The following is a 17,029-nucleotide window of genomic DNA, read 5'->3' on the forward strand; positions in this document are numbered from 1 at the left end:
CAGGATCTTACTGCGGTGCGGTGACGCGGAACGAATCGAACGACACGCCGAGCGGCGCGGTCGCGCTGCCGGAGCGGTTGCCGCTCAGTCCCACCGCACCCGCACCCAGGGGTGCCGCGTCGGTCGTGGTGATCTGCCAGGCTGCCGGCTTCGTCGTCTCCGTCGGCCAGAACTTGGCGGAGAGGGTCGCCGACGTCGTCCCCGTCACGGACACCTCGAGGTTGTACGAGGTGTTCGCGGCCCACACCAGTCCGGGCACGGCCTGCGTGCGCAGGACGGTCCCTTCGCGGTGCACGACGAGCCAGACCGTGCCGTCAGGACGCAGCCAGGCGCGGACGAAGTACTTCCCGGCCGCCGACTGCCGCGCGATCACGCCGACGTAGGCGCCACCCGCAGCCGGGGCCTGATCGACCCGGAACTGCGTCTCGAGCACCGCATCGGCGACGGACGTGGTGTTGAGCGTCGCATGCCGGGTGTCGCCGGCGATGAGGTTCAGCTTCGCCTGGCCGTCGGCGACGGTCGCCGCCGCCTGCGAACCGCCGGCGATCGTCCACGCCCCGCCGACCGTGGCGGTGCCCCAGCCGGGCCCCGCGGTGCGGTCGAAGCCGTCGTCCGCCACCGGAGCCGGCTGCGGCTCAGGTTCGGGTTCGGGTTCGGGCTGCGGGTCGACGGGAGGCGCCGTCACGGTCACCGGCTTGCTGGTGGTGTGCGTGGCGCCCTTGTCGTCCTTCACCGTGAGGGTGACGGTGTAGGTCCCCGCCGCGGTGTAGGTGCGGCTGGTGGTCGCGCCGGTGCCGGTCGTCCCGTCGCCGAAGTCCCACGCGTACGAGGCGATCGTGCCGTCGGAGTCGGTCGAGGCGCTGCCGTCCACGGCGACCGTGAGGTTCGTCGCGGTCGCGGAGAACGCGGCGGTGGGAGCGACGTTCACGGGCTCCGGTTCGGGCTGCGGCTCGGGCTCCGGCGCCGGCGTGCCGAGGTTCTTCAGCGTGAAGTCGTCGAAGCTGGCGAGGTTGGTGCCGGTGCCACTGCCCGACCGGTAGGAGAACACCGTCGGGGCACCGGCGACCTGCAGAGCCGGCGTCGCGTCCGTCGTGGTGAGCTGCCAGTTGGCGGGCTCCGCCGACCCCGCCGCCCACAGCTTGGCGCGGATGGTCGTGGTGGACGACCCGGTCGTCTCCATCAGGAGCGAGAACGAGCTGCCCGCGCTCCAGGAGAGACCGGAGACGGCGGTGCTGGCGATCGCCGTGCCGTTGCGGTGGATCACGAGCCAGGTGGTGCCGTCAGGACGGTGCCAGGCGAGAGCCCGGTAGCCCGAGGACCCGGAGCGCCGTGCGCCCAGACCTTCGTACGCCGCCCCGGAGGAGGGCCCGGAGGCGAGCGTGTAGGTGATCCGCGCGGACGTGTCGAGAAGGGACGTGCCCTGCAGCAGCATCTCCCTGGTGTCACCGGGAGCCAGGTTGACCTTGCCCACGCCGTCGCCGACGGAGAGCGCTGCGGCGGAGCCGCTCATCGGCGCCCAGGTGCCGCCCTTGTCGGCGGCGCCCCAACCGCTGGATACGACACGACCGAACGCGTCGGACGCGGCGAAGACCTGCGCGGTCACGGTCACGGTCTTCGTGACGGCCTTGGACGCGCCGAGGCTGTCGGTCACGGTGAGGGTGATGTCATGCGCGCCGGCCGCGGCATACGTGTGGCCTGCCGTGGCCCCGGAACCGGCGGGAGACCCGTCGCCCCAGTTCCACGAGTAGGACAGCGTCGCGCCGTCGGACGCACTCGATCCGGCTGCCGAGACGTTGACGCTCAGCCCCGACGCGGTCGCGGTGAAGGCGGCGACCGGGTCGGCATGCGTCGCCTCGACCTGTCGTGTGGTCGACGCGCTCCCGCCGCGGTCGTCGGTCACCGTCAGGGTCACCGTGCGGGTGCCCGGCGTGGCGTAGACGTGCGTCGCGACCTGACCGGTCGAAGTGGTGCCGTCTCCCCAGTTCCATGCGTAGGAGGCGAGGGAGCCGTCGGAGTCCGTCGAGGCGGACGCATCGGCCGAGACCGACAGCCCGTTCGCCGTCGTCTCGAAGGCCGCCGTCGGCAGGACGTTCGGTGCCTTCACCACGACCTGCTTCTCCGCCGTGGTGGCGAGTCCGTTGCTGTCCGTGACGGTCAGCGCCACCGTGTAGGTGCCGGACGCCTCGTACGTGTGGCTCGTCGTCTTGCCGGTGGCCGTCGCCGAGTCATCGCCGAAGTCCCACCGATAGCCGGCGATCGTCGCCGAGCCCGCGGGCGCCGAAGCCTCCGCGTCGAACGCGACGGCGAGGTCGGTCGGCGTGGCGGTGAAGGCAGCGGTCGGGGCCTGGAAGCCCTTGCCGATTCCGTAGTGCGTCTTCACCTGGGTCGCCGTGAGGGCGAACGGGTAGACCGCGACCTCATCCAGCGCCCCCTTGAAGTACTTGGAGCTCGGCTCGGACGGCCATCCGGCGAGGTTGTCTCCGCCGATACGCCAATATCCCGTGTAGTTCTCCGCCGTGGTGGCCCCCGCGAGCGACGACACGAGCTTGCCGTCGACGTAGAGCTTCATCCCCTCCGCGCTCTGCGACGCGACGGCGTGGTGCCACTCGTTGTCGTTGAGCGCGGCGTCGTTCTGGACGGTCTGCGTGCTGCCGTTGTACGTGCCGAAGACGAGACGCCCGTTGTTCGTCATATAGAGATGACGGTCGTAGCTGGTCGACTCACCCGACGCCGCGGCGCCGTAGCCCATCAGCTTGCCGCCGCTGGTGGTGTTGGTCTTGAACCAGAGCTCGGTCGAGAACTCGGACGGCGCGGCGATCTTGCTCCCGGAGGCCACGCGTCCCGCGCTCGTCCCGGTGAAGGTCGAGGCGCCCGTCGCCGTGTTCTCCACCCCGGAGGTCGAGGCGGTGACACCCGTGCCGAACACGGGGGTGTTGGACCCGGCCCAGTCCTGCGCGGCGGTGCCGAGCGGGTAGTAGAGCTGCGGGCCGTCCGCCGTGACGGCGTTGACGTAGTTCGACACGGCACCGGCCGCGATGGTCACGCTCATCGCCTGGCTGGATACGGAGTTGCCCGCGCTGTCCTTCGCGACGACGGTGTACTCCTGCGTCGATCCGGGAGCTGCGGTCTTGTCCTCGAGGTTCACCGAGGGGCGGTCCCACCAGGTGCCGCGGGCGGTGGCGGTGGCCACCGGGGCGGCGGTGCCGGTCCGACGCAGTTCGTAGGTCAGCGTGAGGTCGTCACGGTCCCAGTTCGCGGGGATCGAGATCCGCGCGCGTCCAGGGATGAACGACTGCGCCGTGCCGGTCCAGTTCGCCCCCGACAGCCGAGGGCCGTCCTTCGCGCCGCCGGGCGGGTTGGTGGAGAACCGCACGAGTCCCTCGAAGCGGCCGTTGTTCACGGAGCGGAACTCGCCGCCGATCGAGATCATGTTCCCCGCACCGGTGATCGAGAGTCCGGCCTGACCCATGCCCGTGGTCACGCCCACGGCCCAGTCCGGCGTCCAGGCGTAGGCCGAGGGCGCCGGTGTCCCGGCCCAGTTCTTGTACGTGCCTCCGGCGGCGGGCTGGTTGCCCAGCAGACCGCGGGCGTCGGCGGTGTACGCCTCCGAGTAACGGTGCGTGCGCGGGTTCTGCTCGGGGTGCATGCCCATGGTGCTGCAGGCGTGGGTGTGGCTGGTGGTGTACACCGTCTTGCCGGTCGAGTAGACGCCGTAGTGGTCGCCCAGGCAGTCCGCGATCCAGCGGACCTGACCGCTTCCGGCCTCGGCCGCGAAGGTGCCCTCCAGGTTGCCGGTGGCCGCATCCGCGTAGACCCAGCCGGTGCCGTACACGGCGTTGGCGTCGGCCGCGAGGCCGAAGATCCCCGCCTTGCCCGAGTTCGCGCCCGTGTTCGAGCCGTTCTTCACCGTCTGCGGCAGCGCCCATCCGCTGTCCACCGCGCCGGTCGTCTTGTCGAGCGCGACGGTGCCGCGCATCGTCAGGTCGCCGTTGACCTGGGAGAAGCGGCCGGCCGCGATGACGTTCTGACCCGCCGGGTCCATCACCATGGCGTCGACCTGGAGGTCGGTCTGCGGCGCCCAGCTGAGCAGCGCGCCGTTCGTCGCCGAGAAGGCCGCGAGGTTCTTGCGCGGGGTCGCGTTGCCCTGCGTGAAGAGACCGCCGACGTAGACGCTCGAGCCCGAGGTGGCGAGGGCGTACACGCCGCTGCCGCCGATCGAGGGCGAGAACCCGGGCACCAGCTGCCCGGTCACGGCGTCCAGCGCGGCGAAGTTCCAGCGCGTCTGGCCGTTGACGGAGTTGAAGGAGCCGCCGATGTAGATGCGGCTGCCGTCCGGCGAGGCGGCGACGGCCTTGATCACGCCGTTCACCTGCGGTGCGAACGAGAGCAGCTGACCGGTGTTGATGTCGTATGCGAGGACGTTGGACCGGGCGGTGAGGCTGGTCCCCGGTACGGCGAGCGGCGCCCTGGCGTTGTCGAACTTGCCCACCGCGTAGACGGTCGACCCGATCGTGGTCTGCGACCACACGTAGCCGTTGTCGATCTGCACGGTCGGAATCGGGTCCGACGTCACGACGTCGTCGTTCCGCTGCAGCAGCGGCGGCGGCGTCGACGGCGAATCCGCCGCCGCGGCCCCGGTCGCCCCCAGCGTGGTCATGCCCGTGATCAGCAGCGCCGCCGTCACGACCGACGCGAGTGCGCTCAGCGCCCGCCTCGAAGTGGATGTCTTACCCATGTTGCTCCCCAGCCCCAGATTTCTTCTTCGAAAATGTCACGTACGAGACGCGGTGAAAGTCGTCGCGCCCACGGCTCAGGAGAGCTCGCCCGCGAAGGTCGCCACCGGCTCGCCGGCGGCGTAGTTCACGCTGATCTTCACGGCGCGACCCTTCGTGGGGTCGAGCATGAAGACGTAGGTTCCCGTGGCCTCGTCGCCGGCGGCCAGCTCTCCATGGAGAGGTTCGTTCGGACCCGCGGTGGTGGCCACCCCGACGTCGCCGTCGTCCGTGACGAGGCTGACGACGGCGGAGTCGATGCTCTGCGCCCGCTTCGAGTCGTTGGCGACCTTCACGGTCACCACGACGGCGGAGCCGGCATACTCGCCCGGCGTCTCGGGGGTGACCTCGGTGGTCGAGATGTCGTCGACGGTCACGACCATGTCGGTGGACAGCGCGATCTCCGCGTCCAGCGCACCGCTCTCCTCGGTCAGCGCGGGGGCCTCGGTGGGCCCCTGAGCGTCGGGATCGGCCGGCGGCGTCCAGTCGGTCGTGCTGGTGCCCTCGGGCTCCGGCGACGCCGCGGTGTCCGGTGCCGCCGTGCATCCGGCGAACACGAGCGCGAGCGCCACGACGGGCGCGATGAAAAGCGCACGGCGTGCGCGTGATGAGCCGTCCCCAGAACGGCATGCTGAAACAGTGAACACTGCAGCTCCCCAGAACCCAGATCCCCAGCCGGAGCCCCCTCGGCTCCGGTTTCCCCCCAGCCATGCAGAACACGGCGTCGGCTAATGGTAGTGCGGACCGTGGAAAACCACAACCCTCCGGTCAGGAGGAGTGTCGGCGCTGTCTCCCGAGCTGCCCGCCGATCGCGTCGACGGCCTGCTCGACCTCGGAGAGGGTGCCGGCATGACCCCGACTCCCGTGCCGATCCGCGATGGAGGCAGGGTCCTCGACGGAGCGACGACCAAGGAGACGCCGCAGCCCGCCGCCGCGACCCGGCGAGCCGCTGAGTGGCACCGCACGCGTCCGTGCCCGGTCGAGGTGAGCGACGTAGTCGGCGATGACATCGGAGCCGCCGGGCGCGAACCCGACGCCGAGGTGCGCGGCCTCACGCAGCGTGAACATCCGGTCGCGGTGCTCCGGCGCCGCCCGCACCAGCTCCCCTCGGAGATCGCGCGAGGCGGTCAGCACGAGGTCGGCTGCGGCCAGCATCTCCGGGGTGACCTCGCGGGCTCGATGCGCCTGCGCCCGTGCCCGCCAGTCCTCGTCGGCATGCCGCGACGCGACGTCGGCGCAGATCGGGTCTCCGTCGTTGGCGCGCACGCCGGCGCTGCGCACCGAGAGCGAGGAGCCCTCCCCGAGCCGGCGCCGCAGCTCCAGCTCGGCCAGCGGCGACCGGCAGACGTTGGCCGCGCACACGATGAGGATCGAGCCGCCGGTCATGCCGGGTCACCGAGCCTTCCGATCTCGCGGAACCACTTCACCGCGGCGAGCGCGAGGAACAGGACCGCGGCGGCGCAGAGCGCGCTGTACGCGACGAGGAACCCCGGCGTCCAGCCCCAGAGGAGGAAGACGAGGCAGACCAGCCCGAAGTCGGTCGGCAGCAGCACGAGCGAGCGTCGCAGGGTGCCTCCGCCGCGTTCATGGGTGGACGCGACGGCGTGCTTGCCCTTGAGGAGGTCGTTCAGGAGCATGCCCGAGAACGTGGTCGAGGCGACGATGCTGAACACGATCGGGATCAGCAGCAGCGCCGGCGACTCCGGAAGGACCCGGTACAGGCCGATCAGCACCGCGAGGTGCAGCGACGCGATCTTGAGCGTGTCGATGAAGTGGTCCAGCCACTCGCCCTGCGGGCTCCCGCCGCCGCGGAGCCGCGCGACCTGACCGTCCGCGGAGTCCCACGCGTAGCCGAGGACGAGGAGGAGCGCGATGAGCAGCCCGAGCGGCACCGTGACCGGGGCGAAGGCGATGAGGCCGATGGCGGCGAACGAATGGACGGCGCTGATGATCGACACCTGGTTCGGCGTGAGGCCGAGCCGGAACGCCAGCGCGGCGAGCACGCGTCCGAGCCTGCGGTTCACGTAGACCGAGTAGGCGGGGGCGCCGCGGGCATGGCCCTTCTGCGCCCTGGCGAGCTGACGGTAGGCGTCTACGACCATGACGTTCCCTTCGATTCCGTGCCGGACAGGCGCGCGATCCGTCTGGCCTCGCGCACCCCGCGGACGTAGGCGCGCAGCGGAGCGGCGGAATGCAGCAGCTGTCGGCGGCCGCCGCGGAGGATCACCTCGCGGGCGGTACGGGGTATCGACCGGCGCCAGCGGTGCACGGCCTCGTCGTCGAGGTGCCGGACCGCGTACAGCATCCGGTTGCGGATGTTGTAGAAGTAGTAGCCCTCCGACTTCGCCCTCGCGAGCTGGGGTTCGGCGCGCTGCGTGCCGCCCTCGTCGTGCACGGCCGTCGCCTCCTCGACGAGCACGAGCGTCCCGCCGGCCGAGACCACCCGGCGCGAGAAGTCGACGTCCTCCCAGTAGAGGAAGTATTCGTCGTCGAAGCCGCCCGAGAGCGCCCACACCTCGCGGGTGATCCACAGGCAGGCACCGCTCAGCCACGGCTCGTAGGGGCGCGCGTCGTCCGCCCGGCGCTTGCGACGCGCCCGCATCGTGCCGTCGTCGAGCAGGAGGTCGATGCCGGCGAACCAGGTGCGTCCCTCGGAGTCGGTGATCACCGGCGAGGCGAGGGTCGTGCGCGAGGCCGAGGTGACCGCGGCCAGGCGCCCCAGAGACACACGGTCGATGTGCGCGTCCGGGTTGATCACGAGGACGTCGGTCGCGCCGTCGGCGAGCGCCCGCGCGACCCCGATGTTGACGCCGCCGCCGAATCCGCTGTTCGTCTCGGGGGTGATGAGGGTCCATCCGTGCGCCTCCGCGACCGCGACGGCGGCCTCGCGCTCCGCGGCACCGGCCCAGTTGTCGACGACGACCACCAGGGCCTCCTCGTCGACGGCACGAGCCTCGCGCTCCACGAGCACCAGGTTGCGCTCGAGCAGCCGCGCCGAGGCGTAGTTCACGACGACGACGGCCAGCCGTCCGTGCACGATTGACACGCGATCCTCCCCCCGGATCCGCCCACACGGTCCGCTCGGGTCGCCGGTCGAATTCCCCAGAGTCGCGACCGGCGTCGACTCCCAGGACACCGACTATACGCCAGAGGCGGCTCGGCGCACCCGTCGTTCACGGTACGATGAGCCGGCGCGGGGAGACAGGCGCACGACTGCCATGGGGATGAGGCGGATGACGAGGGGACCGGGGACGGGCGACGCGATCGCCGTGACGATCGGCGTACCCACCTACCGACGGCCGGAGCTGCTGGCAGCGCTGCTGCGCGCACTCCCTGACCGGATCGCGGAGTGTGCGGACCTCGGCGTGGACGTGGAGGTGCTGGTCGTCGACAACGACGCCGCGGGCTCCGCGCGCGAGGTGGCCGCGAACGCCGCCCTGCCCGTCCGATACGTCGTCGAGCCGACGCCGGGCATCGTGGCCGCGCGGAACCGGCTGCTGGACGAGTGCGCCGACCGCGACCTGCTCGCCTTCATCGACGACGACGAGGTCCCCCGTGCCGGCTGGCTCTCGGCGCTGATCACCACGTGGCGCGCGTTCGACGCGGATGCCGTCATGGGCCGCGTCATCTCCGTGTTCGACGACGACGTCGATCCCTGGCTGCTCGCATCCGGCACGTTCCGTCGTCCGCCCCGCCCGACCGGGACCGTGCTCTCGGTCGCCGCGGCGGGGAACCTGCTGCTCGACCTCCGAGCGGTGCGCCGCTTCGGCGTGCGCTTCGACCCGTCCCTCGGGCTCGGCGGCGGCGAGGACACGCTCTTCACCCGCGAACTCGTCGGTCGCGGCGGCCGCATCGTCTGGTGCAACGGGTCCGAGACCGAGGACCTCGTCGTCGCCGCGCGGCTCAGCCGCGCGTGGGCGGCGCAGCGGGCGTTCAGCTCGGCCAATGCCGGTACCCGCATCGACCTGCAGCTCACCCGAGGGAGGCTGCGCCGCGGTCTGCTCCGGGTGCGCTCCCTGATCGGTGGGATCGCCCGGATCGTCGTCGGTGCAGCACGTCGAGCCTTCGGCGCCGCGACCTCGAACATCGCCCATCACGCCCGCGGCACCCGCCTGATCCACCGCGGCCGCGGCACCATCGCCGCCGCTCTCGGCCGCCGCTACGACGAATACCGTCGCCCCTCGGAGGACAACACGATGACCGAATCCGCGTCGAGCATCCGCGTGATGCAGTCCCTCGGCGCCCCGCGCCCCACGACGAATCCGTACAACAAGATGCTCGACGAGGCCCTGGGGACGACGGAGGGCCTGGAGCATCTCCGGTTCTCGTGGAAGACCGCCCTCTTCGGCCGCTACGACGCCTTCCACTGGCACTGGCCCGAGGCCAAGCTCCACGGATCGACCTGGTGGAAGTCCACCGGCAAGTTCCTCCTCACGGCGGCCCTCGTCGCCAGGCACCGCCTGTCTCGACGTATCGCCGTGGTGCGGACGGTCCACAACATCGAGCTTCCCGATGACAACGCGCCACGCTTGTGGCTGCTGCGGTCCATCGATCGGCACACCGACTATCGGATCGTCATCAACGAGACGACGCCGCTCCCTCCGGGCACGCCGCACAGCCTCATCCTGCACGGTCACTACCGCGACTGGTATGCCGCGTACCCCTCCGCCGAGCGTGTGCCCGGTCGGCTGGGATCGTTCGGCGGGGTGCGTCGTTACAAAGGGCTCGAAGGGTTCATCGACGCCTATGCGGAGGCGGTGACGATCGAGCCGACGTTGAGCCTGAAGATCGGCGGTCGCCCCTCCACCCCCGAGCTCGGCGACGACCTCCGTGAACGGACGTCCGGTCTCCCCGCCGTCGAACTGCACCTCGACTTCCTGAGCGATGCCGAGCTCGTCCAGCTCGCCACCTCCTCCGAGCTGATCGTTCTGGCCTACCGCTTCATGCACAACTCGGGCAGCGTCCTCGCGGCCCTGTCGATGGCACGGCCCGTGCTGGTGCCGCGGAACGAGGCGAATGAGGCGCTGGCGCGCGAAGTGGGCGCCGAGTGGGTGCTCCTGTACGACGGCGACCTCGACGCCGCAGCGGTGGTCGAGGCCTGGCGGGCGGCATCGACGCTGACCGGGGCACCCGACCTCTCCCGCCGCGAATGGGCGGACGCCGGCCGTGCCCACCGGGACGCCTTCCGCGAGGGCGTCGCACACAAGCGTCGGCGCCGCCACCGCGTCTGACCCACCCTCCCACCCGCCCGCTCAATGACGAGAGGCTCCATCCATGTCCGCATCACTGAAGGGCGCGTTCTTCCGCGCCAAGGCCGCGACCGTACGGGCGAGAGCGGGAGCCTTCCACCGTGAGCTCCTCTCGAACGAGCGCTTGGCCCCGGCCGAGTTCGCCGGTATGCAGAACAGGCTCGCTCGGGACATCGCGGCGTTCGCCATGGACTCCTCCGCGTTCTACGGCGCCCGCTACCGGGAGCTCGGCGTCCGTCCGGATTCCCTGACCGATCCGGAAGCCTGGGCGTCGTTGCCGATCCTCGACCGGGCGACCGTCAAGCAGCACGCGGCGGAGATGCGCACGCCCGAGGCGACGGAAGCCAGTGCGCGACCTGCTCTGACGGGCGGCAGCACGGGAGAGCCCCTCGCCACCCTCCACGACGCCAGGGTGCCGGCGCTGGCCCTGAGCTGGAGGATGTACTCCTGGTGGGGGATCGAGCCGTACGACGACCTCGCCCGGGTCGGTCGCTGGAACTTCGGGCGGCTGGCGACCATCAAGAACGACCTCGCCTGGTGGCCCACCACTCAGGTCTACCTCGACGCCGGTCTGATCTCGGAGCAGACGATGGAAGCGTTCCATCGACGACTCACCGCGACGCGACCGCGCCTGATCGAGGGGTACGTCGGAGCGATGCTGGAGTTCGCCGATTTCCTGGAGCGCCGGAAGCTGAGCGTCCCCATCCCGAAGGCGATCGCGACGACGGCGGCGCCGCTCACGGCCTCCGCCCGCGCACGGCTCGAGTCGGTCTTCGGCGCTCCCGTCCACGACGAGTATCGCGGTTCCGAATTCGGATGGATCGCCGGGGAATGCGCTCATCGCGACGGCCTCCACGTCTTCGCCGACGTCCGCCGGGTGGAGGTGGTGGACGAGGACGGGGCCCCCGCAGCCCCCGGCCAGCTGGGTGACCTCGTCATCACGGATCTGCGCAACAGGGTCTTCCCGCTGATCCGGTATCGCACCGGCGACAAGGGCATCCTGCGATCGGAACCCTGCCGCTGCGGCAGTGCCCTCCCGCTCATGGAGCAGCCTCAGGGGCGGACGACGGACATGATCCGTCTCCCCAGCGGCACCGTGCTCGCGCACCGCCTCATGGGGATGTTCGCCGCACACCCGGAAGCCGTGCGTCTCTTCCAGATCCACCAGCTCGCCGATCACTCGATCACCATCCGCGTCGTGGAGGGTGACGGCGCGGAGGCGCGGAGTCAGATCGAGAGCGCGGTCGCCGCACTGCAGGAGCGGATCGCGAACGAGGTGCCGGTGCGCACCGACTTCGTCGACTCCCTGCCCTACACGGGCGGCAAGACGAAGTACATCATCAGCGACGTGCCCCCTTCGGTCTGAGCGTCGACGTCAGCCGTCCGCTCGGAGACCGCGGACGAGGGCGTTGACCATCGTCGCGGTCGTGAAGCGGCGCTCGACCTCGATCCGGCCCTGCCGACCCAGCTCGGCGGCGCGGTCGGGATCGTCCAGCATTCCGAGCAATGCTTCCGCCAGCACCTCCGGCTCCTCCGGCGGGACGAGGACACCGGTGCGGGCGCTGACGTAATCGCGCATGCCAGGAGTGTCCGAGACCACCACGGGGCGGGCCGTGGCCAGAGCCTCCAGCGCCACCGTCATCCCTGATGCGTGCAGGTTGGGGCGGGTCGCGGTCACCACGACGCTCGCCGTCGCGTACAGATCGCGGAGCTCCGTGTGCGGCAGCCGACGCACGAGCCGGACGCCCTCCGGAGGCGGCAGCGCGGAGGGCGACTGCACGACGACATCGACTCCCGGGCGCGCAGCGAGGACCAGGGCGAGCGCGGCGTACAGCGTCGCGGGATCCCGGTCGCGATCGTTGCCGGCGCTGACGATCCGGGGTCGGGCGGCGGGTGGCTGCGCGCCGAAGAACTCGTGGTCGATCCCGAACGGCACGACGAAGATGCGGGGCGCGTCGGCCCCGAGGAGCCGTTGCAGGGGCACGACCTGTGCCTCGCTCAGCACCCAGAGCGCCGTGGCCGCCCGCAGCATCGCCACCAGCCGACCGGGTGCAGCGCCGGCCGCCGCCATGTCGGTGAGCCAGATGACGCCAGCGGCGTACCGCGTCCGCGGCCGCAGGATCTGCAGACGATAGGCGGTGTTCTCGTCCCACGCGATGGCGAACCCGGCACGGGGCCGCGGGCCGACGCCGGCGCGTGCGCGGAGCCGTGCGATCCGGCCGGGGTCGGGGAGCTCATCCACCTCCACGACGGCGTGGTCGCGAAGAGCGTCCAGCCCGTAGGGCCAGACGCTCGGAACCTCTCCCCTGGCGTGTGCGCGCGCCCAGGCGGATGCCGACTGCTCGGCACGGTGCGCCCAGGTGACGGACAGCGCCGGGCTGTCCTCGGATCCCACGAGGCCCACTATGGACCTCGGCCCGGGCGGTGTAAAGGGCGAGTTCTCCGCTAGAGTCGAGCGTACGACTGTGGGGGTCGTCGGACGGCAGGGGATGGCCGTCCTCTCAGTGACGCCGCCACGAGCATCGATGTTTCACGAGGGGGACATATATGAAGGGCATCATTCTGGCGGGCGGCTCGGGCACGCGGCTGCACCCCATCACGCTGGGGGTCTCGAAGCAGCTGATCCCGGTCTACGACAAGCCGATGGTGTACTACCCGCTGTCGACCCTGATGCTCGCCGGGATCCGGGAGATCCTCATCATCACGACGCCGCACGACGCCGCGCACTTCGAGCGGCTGCTGGGAGACGGCTCCCAGTTCGGCGTCTCCCTGTCCTTCGCGCAGCAGGAGTCGCCGGACGGCCTCGCCCAGGCGTTCACCATCGGCGCGGACTTCATCGGCGACGACAGCGTCGCGCTGGTCCTCGGCGACAATCTGCTCTACGGGCCGGGCCTCGGCACGCAGCTCAAGCGCTTCGCGGACATCGACGGTGGCGCGGTCTTCGCGTACTGGGTGGCGGAGCCGGAAGCCTACGGAGTCGTGGCGTTCGACGCCGACGGCCAGGCCGTCTCCCTGGAGGAGAAGCCCGCCGCCCCGCAGAGCAATTACGCGGTGCCCGGCCTGTACTTCTACGACAACGACGTCATCGAGATCGCTCGCAACCTGGCGCCCAGCGCTCGAGGGGAGTACGAGATCACGGACGTGAACCGGGCCTACCTCGAACGGGGCAAGCTCCAGGTCGAGGTCCTCCCCCGCGGGACAGCGTGGCTGGACACCGGGACCTTCGACCAGATGACCGACGCCGCCGACTACGTGCGCACGATGGAGCGCCGCACGGGGATGAAGATCGGCGTGCCGGAGGAGGTCGCCTGGCGTCAGGGCTTCCTCGACGACGAGGCGCTTCGGACGCGCGCGGAAGCCCTCGTGAAGTCGGGCTACGGAACCTACCTGCTCGGACTGCTCGAAAGGGGCGCTCGATGACCCGCCTGCTCGTGACCGGCGGCGCCGGCTTCATCGGATCGAACTTCGTGCACCACGTGGTCGCGCACACGGACGCGCACGTGACCGTGCTGGACAAGCTCACCTACGCCGGCAACCGCGCCTCGCTCGCGGGTCTCCCCGCCGACCGGGTCGAACTCGTCGAGGGGGACATCGCCGACGCCGCGCTCGTCGACAGCCTGTTCGCCCGGACCGACGCGGTCGTCCACTATGCCGCCGAGTCCCACAACGACAACTCGCTGCACGACCCGCGGCCGTTCCTCGACACCAACATCATCGGCACGTACACGCTGCTGGAGGCGGCCCGCCGGCATGATCGCCGGTTCCACCACATCTCCACCGACGAGGTGTACGGAGACCTCGAGCTCGACGACCCGGCACGGTTCACGGAGCAGACGCCGTACAACCCCTCGTCGCCGTACTCCTCCACGAAGGCCGGCAGCGACCTGCTCGTGCGCGCCTGGGTGCGCTCGTTCGGCGTGCAGGCGACGATCTCCAACTGCTCGAACAACTACGGCCCGTACCAGCACGTGGAGAAGTTCATCCCGCGCCAGATCACGAACGTGCTGCGCGGGATCCGACCCAAGCTGTACGGCGCCGGACAGAACGTGCGCGACTGGATCCATGCCGACGACCACTCCTCGGCCGTCCTCACGATCCTGGAGAAGGGCGAGATCGGCCAGACGTACCTGATCGGCGCCGACGGCGAGAAGGACAACAAGTCCGTCGTCGAGCTGATCCTCACGCAGATGGGCCAGCCCGCCGACGCCTACGATCACGTCACGGACCGCGCCGGTCACGATCTGCGCTACGCCATCGACTCCACGAAGCTGCGCACCGAGCTCGGCTGGGCGCCGCGGTTCTCCGACTTCGAGTCGGGCCTCGCCTCCACCATCGAGTGGTACCGCGCGAACGAGGACTGGTGGGCGCCGGCCAAGGACGCCACGGAGTCGTTCTACGCCGCCCGGGGGCAGTGATGACCGCGTTCGGCAAGGCGCTCACGATCACCGAGACGCCGATCCCCGGCCTGCTCCTCGTCGACCTCCCGGTGCACGGTGATGCCCGCGGCTGGTTCAAGGAGAACTGGCAGCGCGAGAAGATGGTCGCCGCCGGCCTTCCGGACTTCGGTCCCGTGCAGAACAACATCTCGTTCAACGACGCGATCGGCACCACCCGCGGCATCCATGCCGAACCGTGGGACAAGTGGGTCTCCGTCGCCACCGGCCGGATCTTCGGCGCCTGGGTCGATCTGCGGGCGGGCGAGACCTTCGGGCGCGTCTTCACGGCGGAGATCGACCCGTCGCGCGCCATCCTCGTGCCTCGCGGCGTCGGCAATTCGTACCAGACGCTCGAAGCGGACACCGCCTACACCTACCTGGTGAACGACCACTGGTCGCCGGACGCGGCGTACTCCTTCCTCAATCTCGCCGACGAGACGGCGGCCATCGCGTGGCCGATTCCGCTCGACCAGGTCGAGATCTCCCCGAAGGACCGGGCGCATCCTCGACTGGCCGACGTGACCCCGATCGGCCCGCGGAAGACCCTCGTCGTCGGGGCGTCCGGTCAGCTCGGCCTGGCGTTGCGGGCGGCTCTCGGCGACGCGGAGCACGTCGAGTACACGACCAGGGAGACGCTCGACCTCCGCGACCCCGAGCTGGCCGTCGCACGGCGCTGGCGCGACTACGGGACGATCATCAACGCGGCCGCCTACACGGCCGTCGACCACGCCGAGACCGCGGAGGGGCGGGCCGAGGCCTGGGCGGCGAACGTCACGGGCGTGTCCCCGCTCGCCCGCATCGCGACCGAGAACGGCCTCACGCTCGTGCACGTGTCCAGCGACTACGTGTTCGACGGCACGAAGGACGGCCCCTACACGGAGACGGACGAGGTCCGGCCGCTCGGTGTCTACGGGCAGACGAAAGCGGCGGGGGACGCGATCGTCGCGACCGTGCCCCGTCACTACATCCTGCGCACCTCCTGGGTGATCGGCGACGGCCGCAACTTCGTGCGGACGATGGCCTCGCTGGCGGAGCGGGGCGTCGCGCCGCGGGTCGTCGGCGACCAGATCGGGCGGCTCACCTTCACGGCGGACCTCGCCGCGGCCATCCGGCACCTGCTCGACGTCTCGGCGCCGTTCGGGCTCTACAACGTGACCGGGGGCGGCGAACCGCGCTCCTGGGCCGACATTGCCCGCGCGGTCTACCGGCTGACCGGCCACGACCCGGCCGCGGTCACCCCGGTGACGACGGAGGAGTACTTCGCCGACCAGGCCGGACCGATCGCGCCGCGTCCGCGCAACAGCGTCCTGGACCTCGCCCGGATCACGGCCACCGGCTGGACGCCGAGGGATGCGGATGCGGCCCTCGCGGACTACCTGTCCGCCGACGACGCCTAGAGCTCGCCCGGCTTCATCGCCTCCGCGTCGATGGCGCGGATGATGCGCAGGGTCGCGGTGTCCGGCTCCGGCTCCCCCGTCGCCTCCCGCTCCTCCCGTCGCCGACGGGGCGCGTACACGACGAGCGAGTGGAAGAGGAAGCGGGCGAAGAACGCCACGACGAGCGAGAGCGCCGTGGCGAGCACGCTGGAGATGTGCCACGTCTCGACCATGAGCGCCATCACCGGTATGCGCAGGGCCGCCTCGACGTTGTTGAACGTGAACGAGGCCGCGAAGCGTGCCACGGCGCTGCGGGCGTCGGTGCGCATGTCCGCGAAGACGAACCGCTCCTGCAGCAGGAAGTTGCCCACGATCGTGACCTCGGCGCCGATGATCGCCGCCCACACGTAGGGCACGCCCGCGGCGGTCAGCGCCCACATGATCGCGAGGTTCGCGATGGCGCCGAGGACGCCGATCGCGGCGAACAGGGACATCTTTCCGAAGCGCAGCCGTGCCAGGTGGGCGATGAACGTGGCCCCCTGCCGGAGGCTCGCCTTCGAGGTGCCGTGGCGGCGTTCGCCGAACTCCATCGGGACCTCCGCGATCCGCAGATCGGTGCGGGCGAGGATCTCCAGGAGGATCTTGAAGCCCTGCGGCCGGAGGGCGGCGAGATCGAGCCGCCGGCGGTCGACGAGGAAGAACCCGGTCATCGGATCGGTGCTCCGGGCGAGCCGCCGCGGGAACATCGCGCGGGTCAGCCAGGTGGCGGCGCGGGAGACGCCGAAGCGCACGGCCGTCCCGAGGCCGCTGGTGTCTCCGCCGCCGATGTAGCGGGAGGCGGCGACGACGTCCGCGTCGCCGTCCGCGTACCGGTCCAGCAGGGTCGGCAGGAGCTCCGGCGGATGCTGGAGGTCGCCGTCCATCACGATGCAGACGTCGCCGTTCGCGGCCCCCAGGCCGACGACGACCGCCCCGCCGAGGCCCCCGACGTTGTCCGCGCGATGGAGCACCCGGACCGCGATCGGGGCGTCGGCCGCGAGGCGCTCCACCTCGACTGCGGTGTCATCGGTGCTGTCGTCGATGAAGAGGATCTCGGCGTCCCGTCCCGCCAATGCCGCCGCCGTCCGCTCCACGAGTTCGGCGACGTTGTCGCGCTCGTTGTACGTCGGCACGATGACCGTGACCCCTGCCCCCAA

General features: G+C 70.8%; 12 protein-coding genes. 5 read left to right on the top strand and 7 right to left on the bottom strand.

Translation table 11 applies throughout. From position 1 onward, the window contains the following. Positions 1 to 7: 7 nt before the first annotated feature. The 5 genes from AB0P08_RS03490 to AB0P08_RS03510 form a co-directional block, all read right to left on the bottom strand. Positions 8 to 4,735 (bottom strand): PKD domain-containing protein, encoded by a 4,728-nt coding sequence (locus AB0P08_RS03490; protein WP_363588074.1) that lies wholly within the window; start codon positions 4,733 to 4,735, stop codon positions 8 to 10. 75 nt (positions 4,736 to 4,810) lie between these two features. Continuing rightward, positions 4,811 to 5,344, bottom strand: coding sequence for a DUF4352 domain-containing protein (locus AB0P08_RS03495; RefSeq protein WP_187663191.1), 534 nt, complete (start codon positions 5,342 to 5,344; stop codon positions 4,811 to 4,813). Between the two features lie 196 nt (positions 5,345 to 5,540). Further along, on the bottom strand, positions 5,541 to 6,158 hold the full coding sequence (locus AB0P08_RS03500; RefSeq protein WP_187663190.1) for an arsenate reductase/protein-tyrosine-phosphatase family protein: 618 nt from the start codon (positions 6,156 to 6,158) through the stop codon (positions 5,541 to 5,543). Continuing rightward, positions 6,155 to 6,874, bottom strand: coding sequence for a CDP-alcohol phosphatidyltransferase family protein (locus AB0P08_RS03505; RefSeq protein WP_363588076.1), 720 nt, complete (start codon positions 6,872 to 6,874; stop codon positions 6,155 to 6,157). The genes AB0P08_RS03500 and AB0P08_RS03505 overlap by 4 nt, the downstream gene beginning before the upstream one ends. Then, the gene (locus AB0P08_RS03510) at positions 6,865 to 7,818 is read right to left on the bottom strand and encodes a glycosyltransferase family 2 protein (protein ID WP_363588078.1); all 954 of its coding nucleotides are present in this window, start codon (positions 7,816 to 7,818) and stop codon (positions 6,865 to 6,867) included. The genes AB0P08_RS03505 and AB0P08_RS03510 overlap by 10 nt, the downstream gene beginning before the upstream one ends. A 187-nt stretch (positions 7,819 to 8,005) precedes the next feature. Here AB0P08_RS03510 and AB0P08_RS03515 point away from each other — a divergent pair, with 187 nt between their 5' ends. Beyond that, positions 8,006 to 10,003, top strand: a complete 1,998-nt coding sequence (locus AB0P08_RS03515) for a glycosyltransferase (protein ID WP_363588080.1) — start codon at positions 8,006 to 8,008, stop codon at positions 10,001 to 10,003. Positions 10,004 to 10,046: 43 nt separating this feature from the next. Then, positions 10,047 to 11,387 (top strand): phenylacetate--CoA ligase family protein, encoded by a 1,341-nt coding sequence (locus tag AB0P08_RS03520; protein WP_187663188.1) that lies wholly within the window; start codon positions 10,047 to 10,049, stop codon positions 11,385 to 11,387. Between the two features lie 9 nt (positions 11,388 to 11,396). On the opposite strand, the gene AB0P08_RS03525 is transcribed toward AB0P08_RS03520, so the two are convergent. Continuing rightward, positions 11,397 to 12,416 carry a glycosyltransferase family 4 protein gene (locus tag AB0P08_RS03525; protein ID WP_363588082.1) on the bottom strand — a complete coding sequence of 340 codons (1,020 nt, stop codon included), beginning with the start codon at positions 12,414 to 12,416 and terminating at the stop codon, positions 11,397 to 11,399. Positions 12,417 to 12,568: 152 nt separating this feature from the next. On the opposite strand from AB0P08_RS03525, the gene rfbA reads away from it, so the two are divergent. From rfbA to AB0P08_RS03540, 3 genes are read left to right on the top strand one after another with little or no spacing between them, the layout of a single operon-like run. Beyond that, a complete protein-coding gene (rfbA, locus tag AB0P08_RS03530; protein ID WP_187663186.1) occupies positions 12,569 to 13,441 on the top strand; it encodes a glucose-1-phosphate thymidylyltransferase RfbA in 873 nt (290 codons plus the stop codon). Then, positions 13,438 to 14,436, top strand: a complete 999-nt coding sequence (gene rfbB / locus AB0P08_RS03535; RefSeq protein WP_187663185.1) for a dTDP-glucose 4,6-dehydratase — start codon at positions 13,438 to 13,440, stop codon at positions 14,434 to 14,436. Before rfbA ends, rfbB begins: the two co-directional genes overlap by 4 nt. Further along, positions 14,436 to 15,854 carry a sugar nucleotide-binding protein gene (locus AB0P08_RS03540; protein WP_363588084.1) on the top strand — a complete coding sequence of 473 codons (1,419 nt, stop codon included), beginning with the start codon at positions 14,436 to 14,438 and terminating at the stop codon, positions 15,852 to 15,854. Before rfbB ends, AB0P08_RS03540 begins: the two co-directional genes overlap by 1 nt. Here AB0P08_RS03540 and AB0P08_RS03545 read toward each other — a convergent pair. Further along, the gene (locus AB0P08_RS03545) at positions 15,851 to 17,029 is read right to left on the bottom strand and encodes a glycosyltransferase (protein ID WP_363588086.1); all 1,179 of its coding nucleotides are present in this window, start codon (positions 17,027 to 17,029) and stop codon (positions 15,851 to 15,853) included. The genes AB0P08_RS03540 and AB0P08_RS03545 overlap by 4 nt on opposite strands.

This window comes from Microbacterium meiriae, assembly GCF_040686935.1.
Classification (GTDB): domain Bacteria; phylum Actinomycetota; class Actinomycetes; order Actinomycetales; family Microbacteriaceae; genus Microbacterium; species Microbacterium meiriae.